9 protein-coding genes are annotated in these 12,988 nt (G+C 72.3%); 3 read left to right on the forward strand and 6 right to left on the reverse strand.

What is annotated here, in order from left to right; translation table 11 throughout:
• Positions 1 to 72: 72 nt before the first annotated feature.
• The 6 genes from RBJ77_RS44715 to mce all read right to left on the reverse strand — a co-directional run bounded on the left by RBJ77_RS44715 (position 73) and on the right by mce (position 9,732).
• Positions 73 to 960, reverse strand: coding sequence for a hypothetical protein (locus tag RBJ77_RS44715; RefSeq protein ID WP_372350231.1), 888 nt, complete (start codon positions 958 to 960; stop codon positions 73 to 75).
• Between the two features lie 1,127 nt (positions 961 to 2,087).
• A complete protein-coding gene (locus RBJ77_RS44720) occupies positions 2,088 to 2,858 on the reverse strand; it encodes an ABC transporter permease subunit (RefSeq protein WP_255973627.1) in 771 nt (256 codons plus the stop codon).
• Between the two features lies 1 nt (position 2,859).
• Positions 2,860 to 3,882: an ABC transporter ATP-binding protein gene (locus tag RBJ77_RS44725; RefSeq protein WP_372350232.1), complete on the reverse strand. Its 1,023-nt coding sequence runs from the start codon at positions 3,880 to 3,882 to the stop codon at positions 2,860 to 2,862.
• A gap of 73 nt (positions 3,883 to 3,955) precedes the next feature.
• Positions 3,956 to 4,891: a cellulose-binding protein gene (locus tag RBJ77_RS44730; RefSeq protein WP_255973630.1), complete on the reverse strand. Its 936-nt coding sequence runs from the start codon at positions 4,889 to 4,891 to the stop codon at positions 3,956 to 3,958.
• A 183-nt stretch (positions 4,892 to 5,074) separates the two neighbouring features.
• Positions 5,075 to 9,061: a polarized growth protein Scy gene (gene scy, locus RBJ77_RS44735; protein ID WP_372350233.1), complete on the reverse strand. Its 3,987-nt coding sequence runs from the start codon at positions 9,059 to 9,061 to the stop codon at positions 5,075 to 5,077.
• 230 nt (positions 9,062 to 9,291) lie between these two features.
• A complete protein-coding gene (gene mce / locus RBJ77_RS44740; RefSeq protein WP_372350234.1) occupies positions 9,292 to 9,732 on the reverse strand; it encodes a methylmalonyl-CoA epimerase in 441 nt (146 codons plus the stop codon).
• A 137-nt stretch (positions 9,733 to 9,869) separates the two neighbouring features.
• On the opposite strand from mce, the gene RBJ77_RS44745 reads away from it, so the two are divergent.
• The 3 genes from RBJ77_RS44745 to RBJ77_RS44755 form a co-directional block, all read left to right on the forward strand.
• Positions 9,870 to 11,072 carry an acetyl-CoA C-acetyltransferase gene (locus tag RBJ77_RS44745; RefSeq protein WP_372350235.1) on the forward strand — a complete coding sequence of 401 codons (1,203 nt, stop codon included), beginning with the start codon at positions 9,870 to 9,872 and terminating at the stop codon, positions 11,070 to 11,072.
• 52 nt (positions 11,073 to 11,124) lie between these two features.
• A complete protein-coding gene (gene meaB / locus RBJ77_RS44750) occupies positions 11,125 to 12,081 on the forward strand; it encodes a methylmalonyl Co-A mutase-associated GTPase MeaB (RefSeq protein WP_372350236.1) in 957 nt (318 codons plus the stop codon).
• A 127-nt stretch (positions 12,082 to 12,208) separates the two neighbouring features.
• The coding region (locus RBJ77_RS44755; protein ID WP_372350237.1) for an MFS transporter at positions 12,209 to 12,988 on the forward strand (780 nt) is incomplete at its 3' end.

Consider the following 12,988-nt stretch of genomic DNA (forward strand, 5'->3'; position numbering starts at 1 on the left):
CCCCCGTAAGGGTTAGGAGGGTATCCGAGCGCTGACGGTTCCGGCCAAGAGTGAGTAAAGGGTTCCGGGTGCCTACCGGGGCGGCGGCAGCGAGTCGTCCAGCGGCGGCAGGTCGTCGTACGGACGCGGCTGCGCGGAGTCGTCGGCGTACGGCAGGAACTCGGTCTGCGGCAGCACCCAGCCCTCCTCGCCGAAGATCAGAGTGCCCTGCTCGCGCAGCCGGCGGTCGGCGCCCGCGGCGGCGACCCAGCTCGTCGCGTCGGGGCCGAGCAGGTCCATCAGCCGCGGCGAGTCCTTCAGGAGGGAGTCGAGCAGCTCGGACTGGTCGCCCCCGCCGGGCCGCGGCCGCTCGGTCACCGGGTCGGCGAGGACGCCGTGCGCGCTGAAGTAGATGTACGCGCCGCTCAGCCGCTCCCCGGACGGCATGGTCATCTCGAAGTCGCCGCCGGGCAGTATCGCCCGCCGGTAGTCCGGGAACTCCGTGTCGTCGACCGCCTTGAGCTGCGTGGCGTCCAGCCACGTCACCACCAGCTGCGTCTCCGCCTCGCGGTCCACGTACGGGGTGCCCGCGACGTAGCCGGCCGGGCTGATGTGCCCCGAGCAGCCGACCGCGATCCCGCGCACCCGCACCGGCACCATCGGCACCGCGGCCGGGATGCCGAGCCGGGTCAGCTTGTACGTGACCTGGCCCGGGGACGCGTTCGAGCCGACCGCGATCACCGGGTGGCGGCGGCCGGTGGCGGCCTGCCCGCGGTCCACGAGGGCCTCGTCGAGGCGGCGCTGGGCGGCCTCCTCGACGTACCACTCGCCGAGCCGCTGGGGGCGCACGTCCAGTTCGAGGAGCTCGTCGTCGACGAGCAGGGACGGTACGGGTGCGGGACGTCCGGGATAGGTCAGGGGCTGCCTGGCCGGTACGTCGTCAAGGCCCAGCGCCGCCAGGCTTCGGTCCTCAGTCCTCACGATGGTGCCCTCCGGGGATGGTCACGCGGTGCGGGGACAGCCTTCCACGGGAACAGGTACCCGCGCGGCGCGTTCGTTGCCCTTCTCCTGGCGGGTTGATCGGTGCGGATCGGGGGAAAGTAGCCATTCCACCCGTGGGGAGGCCGGGCAAGTCCGGTACGGGGGAGGGGAGTTGGGGCCGATGGTGAGGTGGCGACGGAGGGCGGGCGGGCACCCCAGGTACCGGACGTCCGTTCGCGGGTGGATCGCGGGCCGCACCGTCCACGCGCTGCTGCTGATGACGCTGACCGCCCTCGCGGCGCTGTCCGCCGTCATCGCGGTGGTCTGGACGCTGACCGAGCACTCGCCGCGCTCGGTCGGCGAGCGGTTCGGGGACCAGGAGGCGCTGCTCGACCTGGGACTGTCGGTGCTGCGCGCCTGCGTCGGCACGGACAGCCTCAGCCCCGAACCGGACAGCACCGCCCACCAGGTCCTGGCCACGGTCGCCTCGGTGACCGGCGCGCTCGCGCCCGCCGTGCTCCTCGGCTTCGTGCTGATCAAGATGTTCGCGCTGCGCCCGTTCGTCTGGCGGCGGCGCGCCTCCATCTCGCACGCCTGGTCCGCCGACTTCCCCGGGTACTCGCGCGCCCACGCGACCAGCAGCGACGCGATCATCGCGATCCGCTTCTACAACCGCTTCGACAACCTCTCCGTCGTCGACCTGCACGCCCGCGCCCATCTGCGCTACCTCGAACGCTCGCCGCACGACGGCAGCCTCGTCATCTACAAGAAGTGGCTCAAGGTCCTCGACGAGAAGGGCGAGGCGGCCGACGAGCGCTGCTGGCTCGCCGTCGAGCGCGGCGCGCCCTTCACCGTGTGGATCCCGGTCGAGGCGCCGGTGACCGAGCTGCCCTTCGACCGCATCCAGGGCAAGGACCTGACGCGGTCGACCGGAGTGGAGCTGATGGTGCGGCTGACGGCGCGCACGGTCGGGCTCGGCACGGAGGTCGCCGACGAGCGCTGGTTCACGGTCGGGCCCGAGGACTTCGAACTGGGCCGTTTCGTGCCCCTGGAGCCCGACCTGGACCGGGACGTGTGGGAGTGGGACGGCTGGCGACGCTTCGACGAGCTGCTGCCCGACCCGGGCGTCAGGCGTCCCGCTTCTTCAGCAGCACGTACCCGACCAGCAGTGCCGCCGCCACCCACACCAGCAGGATCGCGAGGCCGCCCCACGGGCCGTACGGGGCGTCGTCGTTGGGTGGGGAGACCACCTGCATGACCTTGAGGCCCGCCTGGTCGGGGAAGTACTGGGCCACCTTCTTCGTCGCCGAGACGCTGCCGAGGATCGGTGAGACGAGGAAGAAGAACGGCATGAGGATGCCGAGCGAGAGCATCGGGGAGCGGAGCATCGCCGCGACGCCCATGGAGAACATCGCGATCAGCGTCATGTAGACGGCGGCGCCGAGGACCGCGCGCAGCACGTTCGGGGCGCCGAGGTCGGTCCGGTGGTCGCCGAGCATCAGCTGGCCGAGGAAGAACGCCGCGAAGCTCGTGACCAGGGCCACGACGAGCGCGAGCAGCGCGGCGACCGCGACCTTCGAGAAGAGGAACGTGGCGCGCTGCGGCACCGCGGCGAGCGAGGTGCGGATCATGCCCGTGCTGTACTCGCTCGCGACCACCAGGACCCCGAAGACGATCATCGCCAGCTGGCCGAGGGTGAGGCCGGAGAAGGAGATGAACGTCGGGTCGAAGGTCAGCTTGTCCGCGGTGGAGAGGTTCTTGAACTCGTTCTTCGACAGGGCGCTGATCAGCATGCCGAGCCCGACGGAGACGATCACGGCGAGGCTGAGCGTGAGGGCCGTCGAGTTCACCGACTTGATCTTGGTCCACTCGGACCGGAGGACCTGGGCCGCGGCCATCTCAGACGCCCCTCTTGTTGCCGTTGCTGCCGTTGTCGCCCTTGCCCTGCTGCCAGGAGGCTCCCCAGCCCTGCTGCGGCTGCTGTTGCGGTGGCGCCGCCGTCGGCGGAGAGCTGGCGTCCGAGTGTGCGTGGTACTCGACCGACTCCGCCGTCAGCTGCATGAACGCCTCCTCCAGGGACGCCTGCTGAGGACTCAGCTCGTGCAGGACGAGCTGATGCCCCGCGGCCAGCTCGCCCAGTTCCTCGGGGGAGTGGCCGTCGATCTCCAGCGTGCCGTTCCCGGCCTCGACGACCGTGATCCCGGCCGTGTGCAGGACGTCGAGCAGCCGCTCGCGCTGCGGCGAGCGCAGCCGTACGTAGCTCCGGGAGTTCTGCCGGATGAAGTCCGCCATCGAGGTGTCGGCGAGCAGCCGGCCCTGGCCGATGACGACCAGGTGGTCCGCGGTGAGGGCCATCTCGCTCATCAGGTGCGAGGACACGAAGACCGTGCGGCCGGCCGCCGCTAGGGACTTCATCAGATTGCGGATCCAGTGGATGCCCTCCGGGTCGAGCCCGTTGACCGGCTCGTCGAACATCAGGATCCGCGGGTCGCCGAGGAGCGCGCCCGCGATGCCGAGGCGCTGCCCCATGCCGAGCGAGAAGCCCTTGGCCTTCTTCCGGGACACCGCGGTGAGCCCCACCGTGTCCAGGACCTCGGTCACCCGGCCCCTGGGGATCCCGTTCGACTGGGCCAGACAGAGGAGGTGGTTGTAGGCGCTGCGACCGCCGTGCATCGCCTTCGCGTCGAGGAGCGCGCCGATGTAGCGGAGGGGGTCCTTCAGCTGGGCGTAGTGCTTGCCGTCGATCCGCACCGAGCCCGCGGTCGGGTTGTCGAGGCCCAGCATCATCCGCATCGTGGTGGACTTGCCCGCGCCGTTCGGGCCCAGGAAGCCGGTCACGATGCCCGGCTGCACGGTGAACGTCAGATTGTTGACGGCCGTCTTCTCGCCGTACCGCTTGGTCAGCCCCTCGAGCTCGATCATGCGGCAACGCTAAAACGGGCAAAAGCCCCCTGCCACTTGGGGCAGGGGGCCTCGGGCCGCCGGGGAACGGGTGTCAGCGGGACTGCTGAGCCGGCACCCCGCGCGAGATCGGCTCGTCCTCGGCCGGCGCACCCGCGGCGGCGACCGCCGCACCGGTGAGCGTGGCCAGCATCTCGCGCACGTTCGTGAGCTGGGCGTTGATCGAGTCGCGCCGGTTCGTCAGCGCCGCCAGCTCGCGCTCGGACTCCGAGCGGATGCGGTCGGCCTTGGCGTTCGCGTCGGCCACGATGTCCTCGGCCTGGCGCTGGGCCGTCTCCACCGTCTGGCGGGCGCGGCGCTCGGCGTCGGTGCGCAGCTTCTCGGCCTCCAGGCGGAGCTGCTCCGCACGGTGCTCGATCTCCGCGAGACGCTTCTCGGCCTTGGCCTGACGCGAGGCCAGGTCGCGCTCGGACTGCTCGCGGCGCTTGGCCAGGTTCGTCTCGAAGTCCGCGGCGGCCTGGGCGGCCTTGGCGCGCGTCTCCTCGAAGAGCGCGTCCGCCTCCTCGCGCTTGGACTGCGCGTCCTTCTGCGCCTCGGTGCGCAGCGAGGTCGCCTCGCCCTTGGCCTTCTCGACGATCCGGACGCCCTCGTCCTCGGCCTTGGCCTTGCGCTCCGCGGCGAACGACTCCGCGTCGTTGCGCACCTGCTGGGCCGCCGACTCGGCGAGCTCCCGGTGCTGCTCGGCGGCCCGGCGGGCCTCCTCGCGCAGGTCCTTGGCCTCCTCCTCGGCGAGGCGGAGGATCTTCTCGACGCGCGCGCCCAGGCCGGCGTACGACGGCTCCGCGTCGTTCACCTGGGCCTGGGCGTTCTGCGTCTCGAGGTGGAGTTCCTCGATGCGCTTTTCCAGAGCAGTGATTCGAGCAAGAGCGCTGTCACGGTCGGAGACGAGCTTGGAGATTCGTTCGTCCACCTGAGCGCGGTCGTACCCACGCCGCACAAGCTCGAAGCCGTAGGGGGAAGTGTCGCTCATGGGGTTCCTGTCGAATGAGACCGGTGAGGTGATAGGGGGAATCCTAGGGGGCCAAGCGGCGTGTCATCGAGCAGATGCCCGTTTGATCTGGAGAATGACACCCCTTTTGAGTGGCGTAACGGCGGAGTGCTTGCCAGAAGAAGGGCCGAAGGTCCTTACCAAGCACGACAGTTGTCCTCCTGGCTAGCCCTCTGCCCCCTTGCCACCCGAACGTGTGGCCCCCGCTGTGGCGCCCGCCTTGACGCCGCCGTCCTTGCCCCCGCCACCGGACGGTGTCTCGAAAGACTCCAACGCCTCCAGCACGTCCTGGACACGGGAGATCTCCGCGTTGATGTCCTCGCGACGCCTGACCAGGACGTCCAGCTCGCGCTGACCCTTTTCGATCATGGAACTGGCCTCGGCCTCCGCATCGGCCCTGAGCTTTTCCGCCTCGCGCGTGAGCTCGGCCTTTTTCTGCTCGGCTTCCTTGAGCAGACCCTCGGCCTTTTTCACGGCGGCGATACGGACCTTGCCGGCCTCCGAATTGGCGTCGTTCAGCAGGTCCTTGGCCTTGGTCTGCGCCTCGGTGAGCTGCTCCTCCGCGGCCTTGACCAGCGCGTCGCACCGCTCGCCCGCGTTCTTCATGGCCTCCGCCGACTCGCGGCGCGCGCGCTCGTGCAGTTCCTCGATCTCGCCGGTGATCCGGTCGCGCAGCTCCTCGGCCCGCTCCCTTATCTGCGTCGCGTCCCGGCGGGCGCCGACGAGCAGCTCGTCCGCGTCCGTCCTGGCCTTCTCCACCCGCGCGTTGCCCTCGACGGTGCCCTCGGCGACCAGGCGGTCCGCCTCGCTGCGGGCCGCACCGACCATGGTGTCGGCCTGCGCCTCCGCGTCCGCCGTCGTCTTCTGTGCCGACTCCTGCGCCTCGCGGGTCAGCTTGTCGGCCTCGGCCGCGGACTCCGTGATCAGCTTGTCGACCTGCTCAGCGGCCTCCGTACGCCGCTTGTTGGCGTCCTTGCGGGCCTCGTCCAGCGTGCGCTCCGCCTCGTCCCGCGCGGCCGACGTGATCCGGTCGGCCTCCTGGGCGGCCTCCGCCTTGACCCGCTCGGACTCCGTGCGGATCCGCTCGGCGTGCTGCTGCGCGGAGCCGACCGTCTCGGCGGCCTCGGCGCGCAGCCGCTCCGCGTCCCCGGTCGCGTCCGAGATCAGCTTCTCGGCCTTGGCCACGGACTCGGCACGGACCCGCTCCGCCTCGGTCCGGGTGTCGGTCGTCAACTGCTCGGCGGCGGCCGTCGATTCGGCGCGCAGCCGCTCGGCCTCCGCGGTCGCGGCGGAGACCAGCTCCTCGGCCTTCGCGGTCGACTCGGCGCGGACCCGCTCCGCCTCCGCGTTCGTCTCCGTCGTCAGCCGCTCGGCCTCGGACGTCGCCTCGGTGATCAGGGTGTCGGCCTGCGCCGCGGCGTCGGACCGGATCCGGTTGGCGTCCTCGCGGGCCTCGGCACGGGTGCGCGAGGCGTCCTGGTCGGCGCCCGTGCGCAGGTCGGCGGCCTCGGTGCGGACCCGCTGGGCGTGCTCGGACGCGTCGGTGCGCAGCCGCTCGGACTCGGCGATCGCCTCCGAAACGGTGCGCTCCGCAAGGGACTTGGCGGCCTCCGACTCGGCGGCGGCCTCACTCCGTACGCGATTGGCGTCCTCGGTCGCCCGCTCGCGCTCCGCGTACGCGTCGGAGCGGACCCGGTCCGCCTCCTCCTGCGCCTCCTGCTTCGTGCGCTCCGCCGCGTGCTCGGCGGCCGAGCGCAGCCCGGCGATCTCCTCCTGGGCCTGCTCCTGGAGCCCGGACACGGAGTCGCGGACCTGCTGCGCGGTCTGCTCGGCGGTGGAGACCATCTCGGTCGCCCGCCGGTCGGCCTCCTCGACCAGCCGCGTCGCCTCGGTCTGTGCCTCGTCGACCCGGGCGCGCGCCACCGCGAGGAGCTCCTCGCTCTGCTCGCGGGCCCGCTCGCGCTCCTGGTCGGCCTCATGGCGCGCGCTGCCGAGCGTCTCCTCGGCCTCGCGACGGCGCCGGGTGGCCTCCTCCTGCGCGGCGGCCAGCGTCTCCGCGGCCTCCGCGGAGATCCGCTCGGCCGCGGTCTGCGCCTCGGCGCGGATCCGGTCGGCGGACTCCTGCGCCTCCGTCTTGAGCCGCTCCGCCTCGGTGGCGGCCTCGGTCCGCAGCCGGATCGCGACGTTCTCCGCCTCGGAACGGGTCGTCGACGCGTCCGAAGCGGCCTCGGTGCGCAGCCGCTCCGCCTCCGTCTCGGCCTGCGCCTGCAGCGTCCGGACGCGCTCGGCGGCCTCGGTGCGCAGCCGGTCGGCCTCGTCGGCCGCCTCGCGGCGCAGCCGCTCACCCTCGGCGCGCGCGTCGTTCAGCGTCGTCTCGGACGCCGTGAGCCGCTCCTCGGCCTCCGTGTGCAGCCGGGTCAGCTCGCGGGCCGCCTCGTCCTGCCGGGCGCTTATGGCCCGCTCGGTCTCCTCCTTGAGGGACTGCGCGGCACGCTCCGCGTCGGCCTTGGTGGCCTCGGCCTGCTCCTCGGCCTCGGCGCGGTGCCGCTCGGCCTCCGCACGCGTGCGCTCCAGGGTCTCCTCGGCCTGCTTGCGCAGCGACGTGGCGCGCTCGATGGCCTCGGTGCGGACCCGCTCGGACTCCGTCGACGCCGCACCGCGCAGCTCGTCGGCGTCCGCCTTCGCCTTGGCGAGGAGCTGCTCGGCGGTGCTGGCCGCCTCCTCGATCTGCTGGACGGCCTCGCGGCGGGCCTCGGCCCGGATCCGCTCGCCCTCCTCGACGGCCTCGGCCCGCAGCTGCTCGGCCTCGCCGCGCAGCCGGCGCGCCTCCTCCTGCAGCTCGACCGTCTTGGCGCGGTACTCCTTGGTGTCGTCCTTCGCCGTGCCCTTGAGCTGCTCGGCGATGTCGTGCGCCTCGGAGCGCAGCCGGTCGGCCTCCGCCTCGGCCTCGGCGCGGATCCGCTCGGCCTCCTCGGCGGCGGCCCGCGTCGTCGACTGGGCCTCCTCCGAGGCCTTGTTCAGCACGTCCTCGGCGGTGCGCGCGGCCTTCGCGAGCTCGCCCGCGGTCTCCTCGGCCGTGACCGTGCGGGCCTTCTCCTTGGCCTCCGCGATCACCTTCTCGGCCTCGGCGCGCGCGGTGGCGACCGTCTGCTCGGCCTCCGACTTGGTGGCCTCGGCCTCCTTGGTGGCCTCCTGCACCAGGCGGGCGACCTGCTCCTTGGCGGTCCGGGTGCGCTGCTCGTTCGTGGACTCGGCGCTCGCGAGCTGCTTGGCCGCGGCGTCCTTGGCCGCCGCGAGCACCTTGTCGGCCTCGGCACGCGCCTCGCGCAGCGCGGTGTCCGCCTCGGCGATCTTCTGCTCGGCGGCCCGGCTCAGCTCGCTGGACTGGCGGCGCGCGGCGTCCGACTCGGCGGTCGTCGACGTGCGCAGCTGCTCGGCGTGGTCGGTGGCCTCCTGCGCCTGGGTGGACGCGGCGTTCAGCAGGCGCTCGGCGTCCTGTCGCGCGCGGGCCAGGATCGCCTGGGCCTCCGCGCGGGCGCTCTCCGCCTCGCCGGTCAGCCGGCGGCTGGCCTCGGCGGCGACCCGCTCGGCCTCGGTGCGGGCGGCGGCGAGGGCCTGGTCGGCCTCGGCACGGGACTCGTCGAGCAGCCGGCGGGCCTGCTGCTCGGTGCGGGCGCGCAGCTGCTCGGCCCACTGCACGTTCTCGTTCACGTGCGTCTCGACCGTGCGGCGGCGCTCGGCCAGCTCCTGGTCGAGCTGCTGGCGCCGGTTGACCGCCTCCGTGTGCAGCTCGGACTGCAGCCGCGACTGCTGCTCGGCGTGCTCCTGGAGGATCCGCTGCGTCTGCGCACGGGCCTCGCGCAGCTCGCGCTCGGCGTCGGCGCGCAGCTGGTCGGCCTGGATCTGGGCGTTCCGCAGCAGCTGCTCGGCCTGGTAGCCGATGTCAGCCCCGTCATAGGCAGGCCGGGACGCGAGGCTGCGGCGCGCCTCGTGCAGCTTGGCGCGCAACACCTCCACCTGGTAGCCCAGGTCCTCGGCGTGCTGGACGGCCTTCTCCCGCTCGGTCTTCAGCCGGTCCATCTCGGCTTCGAACCGCGAGAGATGGTCGGTCTCAGCCGGCCGCCGGCCGTCCTGGCTCTCGTAGCCCCGCACTGCGCGGTCCCATCCGTCCCCTGGTCGCAAGTTCTTCCTTACGAGCCCCGTCCGTCCGCCGAACGGGGCCCCCGGGGAATGGTGTCAGATCGAACAAGACGGCGCTGTCGGACCTTCGCCTTGCCGTCCGACTGCCCCGACCTCGTCCCCCGATACCCGGACCCCGGCCCACGACTGCCCGTTGGAGGCGGCAGTCGCCCCCCAACCCTACCGGCCCGAGTATGTGGAGGTCAGTGCTCCGCCGAGTCCTGGGGTGCGGCGGTGACGAGTTCGGTCAGCACACCGTGGCAGTCCTTGGGATGCAGGAACGTGATGCGCGACCCCATCGAGCCCCGGCGGGGCTCCTCGTACAGGACGCGTACGCCCTTGTCCTTGATGTCGGCCGCGTCCGCGTCGACGTCCGCGGTGCCGAAGGCGATGTGGTGCACACCCTCGCCGTTCTTGGCGAGCCACTTGCCGACCGCGGAGTCCTCGCGGGTCGGTTCGAGCAGCTGGAGGTAGGAGGCGCCGCCGTCGCTCGTCTCATTGATCTTGAGCATGGCCTCGCGCACGCCCTGCTCCTCGTTGACCTCGGAGTGGTACACCTCGAAGCCGTACGTGGCCCGGTAGAACTCGACGGTCTTGTCGAGGTCGAAGCAGGCGATCCCGATGTGGTCGATTCGCGTCAGCATGCTGTAAGTGCAGCGCGATCCACGGTGATTACGCAACGTGCGCGCGATCACACCGTCGTGCCGATGACGTGCGGGGTACCGCTCAGTACATTCGAGTAAACCCTCGTTCACTCCTCATCTCCAAGGGGCCGTGCCTCATGTCAGGAACGACCGGTACCACCTCAGTGATCGTCGCGGGCGCGCGGACGCCCATGGGCCGTCTGCTCGGCTCGCTCAAGTCCTTCTCCGGAGCCGACCTCGGCGGCTTCGCGATCAAGGCCGCCATCGACCGTGCGGGGATCGGTGGCGACCAGGTGCAGTACGTGATCATGGGCCAGGTGCTGCAGGCCGGGGCAGGGCAGATCCCGGCACGTCAGGCCGCCGTCAAGGCCGGGATCCCGATGAACGTGCCGGCGCTCACCATCAACAAGGTGTGCCTGTCCGGCCTCGACGCCATCGCGCTCGCCGACCAGCTCATCCGTGCAGGTGAGTTCGACGTCGTCGTCGCCGGTGGCCAGGAGTCCATGACCAACGCCCCGCACCTGCTGCCGAAGTCCCGCGAGGGCTACAAGTACGGCGCGGTCGAGATGCTCGACGCGATGGCGTACGACGGTCTGACCGACTCCTTCGAGAACATCCCCATGGGCGCCTCGACGGAGAAGCACAACACCCGCCTCGGCATCGCCCGCCCCGAGCAGGACGAGGTCGCCGCCCTCTCCCACCAGCGGGCCGCGGCCGCGCAGAAGAACGGCCTGTTCGAGGCCGAGATCACGCCCGTCGAGATCCCGCAGCGCAAGGGCGATCCTGTCCTGTTCAGCAAGGACGAGGGCATCCGCGCCGAGACGACCGCCGAGTCGCTCGGCAAGCTGCGCCCGGCGTTCGCCAAGGCCGGCACGATCACCGCGGGCACCTCGTCGCAGATCTCGGACGGCGCCGCCGCCGTGGTCGTGATGAGCAAGGCCAAGGCGCAGGAGCTCGGCCTCGACTGGATCGCCGAGATCGGCGCGCACGGGAACGTGGCGGGCCCGGACAACTCCCTCCAGTCCCAGCCGTCGAACGCGATCCAGCACGCCCTGAAGAAGGAGGGCATCGGCGTCGAGGACCTCGACCTCATCGAGATCAACGAGGCCTTCGCGGCGGTCGCCGTGCAGTCAATGAAGGACCTCGGGGTGTCCTCGGAAAAGGTGAACGTCAACGGCGGCGCCATTGCCCTGGGTCACCCGATCGGGATGTCCGGCGCCCGTATCGTGCTGCACCTCGCCCTCGAACTGAAGCGGCGGGGCGGCGGCATCGGCGCGGCCGCGCTGTGCGGTGGCGGCGGCCAGGGTGACGCGCTCGTGGTGCGGGTACCCAAGGCGTAGCCGACCCCGCCCCCGGTGGTTGTGGATTGTGGCTTGAGCGAACGGAGCTGTGATGCAGGACGTCCCCACGCTGGTCGCCCAGGCGAGGGAGGGCAGGCCGCGGGCCGTGGCCCGGCTGATCTCGCTCGTGGAGGGGGCGTCCCCGCAGCTGCGTGACGTCATGGCCGCGCTGGCGCCGCTGACGGGAAACGCGTACGTGGTCGGGCTCACCGGGTCGCCCGGCGTCGGCAAGTCGACGTCGACGTCGGCCCTGGTGAGCGCCTACCGGCGGGCCGGGAAGCGGGTCGGCGTGCTCGCCGTCGACCCGTCCTCGCCGTTCAGCGGCGGCGCCCTGCTCGGCGACCGGGTGCGGATGTCGGAGCACGCCTCCGACCCGGGCGTCTACATCCGCTCGATGGCCACCCGCGGCCACCTCGGCGGTCTCACCTGGGCCGCGCCGCAGGCGATCCGGGTGCTCGACGCGGCGGGCTGCGACGTCGTCCTCGTCGAGACCGTGGGCGTCGGCCAGTCCGAGGTCGAGATCGCCTCGCAGGCGGACACCAGCGTCGTGCTCCTCGCGCCCGGCATGGGCGACGGGATCCAGGCCGCCAAGGCCGGGATCCTGGAGATCGGCGACGTGTACGTGGTCAACAAGGCGGACCGGGACGGCGCGGACGCCACCGCCCGCGAGCTCAACCACATGCTGGGGCTCGGCGAGTCCCGCGGCCCCGGCGACTGGCGGCCGCCGATCGTGAAGACCGTCGCGGCGCGCGGCGAGGGCATCGACGAGGTCGTCGAGGCGCTGGAGAAGCACCGCGCGTGGATGGAGGAGCGCGGCGTGCTCGCGGAGCGCCGGGCGGCGCGGGCCGCCCGCGAGGTCGAGACGATCGCCGTGACCGCGCTGCGCGAGCGCATCGGCGACCTCTCCGGCGACCGCCGGCTCGGCGCGCTGGCCGAGCGGATCGTGGCCGGTGAGCTCGATCCCTACCGGGCGGCGGACGAGCTGGTGGAGGGCCTCACCGGTTCCTGACCCCCTGTCCCTTCCGGCCGCACCCTGTTACGGTGCGGCCATGTCTTTCCTCCGTGCATAGAGAACTCCGGTGCGTCGACGCCCCGTTGAGCTCTCCACGCATGCTTCGTTCCGGAGGAAACCCACCATGTACGCCGCCGTGTTGCGGACCCCGTACGCCCTGCGCACCTTTGGCGCCGCCCTGATCGGGCGCCTCTCGTACGGGACCGTCGCCCTCTCCCTGATGCTCGCCGTGACCGCCGCCACCGGCTCCTACGCCGTCGCGGGCGCGGTCATGGCGCTCTACGGCGCCGCCAGCGTGCTCCTGTCACCGCTGCGCGCCCTGTTCATCGACCGCTACGGGCCGCGCCGCGCGCTGCCCCCGATGGCCCTGTCGTACGCCGCGCTGCTCGCGGTCTTCGCCACGGTCGCCTGGCGCCCCGGGGCGCCGGGCTGGCTGCTCGTGGCGCTCGCCCTGCCGACCGGGGCGTTCACCCCGCCGCTCGGGCCCACGATGCGCACCGTGTGGGGCCGGCTGCTGTCCGACCGGCGGCTGCTGCAGCGGGCCTACAGCCTCGACGGGGTCGCCGAGGAACTGCTCCTGGTGTGCGGTCCGCTGCTCGTCGGGGTGCTGGTGCTGTGGGCGCCGGCCGCCTTCGGCGTCGCCCTGAGCGCCGGGCTCGTGGCCGTCGGCACGCTGGCGTTCGTCGCGTCGCCCGCGGTGGCGGGGGTGGCGCCGGTGCCGAGGTCCGGGCGGCGGCGGGCGGCCCGCGGGAAGATCGCGCGTGACCTGCGCCAGCCCGTGGTCGTGACCCTCGGGGTCGGGATCGCGCTGGGCGCGGCCGATCTGCTCGTCCTCGCGTTCGCGGAGGAGCAGGGGCGCGGCGGCTCGGCGGCGTGGATCCTGGCGGCGCTCTCGGCGGGCAGC

This window comes from Streptomyces sp. KL116D, assembly GCF_030766975.1.
GTDB lineage: Bacteria > Actinomycetota > Actinomycetes > Streptomycetales > Streptomycetaceae > Streptomyces > Streptomyces longispororuber_A.

Excerpts from the sequence above, each read along its gene's own strand:
- RBJ77_RS44720 (WP_255973627.1), bottom strand. The coding sequence starts at position 2,858 with ATGGCCGCGGCCCAGGTCCTCCGGTCCGAGTGGACCAAGATCAAGTCG.
- RBJ77_RS44725 (WP_372350232.1), bottom strand. The coding sequence starts at position 3,882 with ATGATCGAGCTCGAGGGGCTGACCAAGCGGTACGGCGAGAAGACGGCC.
- RBJ77_RS44730 (WP_255973630.1), bottom strand. The coding sequence starts at position 4,891 with ATGAGCGACACTTCCCCCTACGGCTTCGAGCTTGTGCGGCGTGGGTAC.
- mce (WP_372350234.1), bottom strand. The coding sequence starts at position 9,732 with ATGCTGACGCGAATCGACCACATCGGGATCGCCTGCTTCGACCTCGAC.
- RBJ77_RS44745 (WP_372350235.1), top strand. The coding sequence starts at position 9,870 with ATGTCAGGAACGACCGGTACCACCTCAGTGATCGTCGCGGGCGCGCGG.
- meaB (WP_372350236.1), top strand. The coding sequence starts at position 11,125 with ATGCAGGACGTCCCCACGCTGGTCGCCCAGGCGAGGGAGGGCAGGCCG.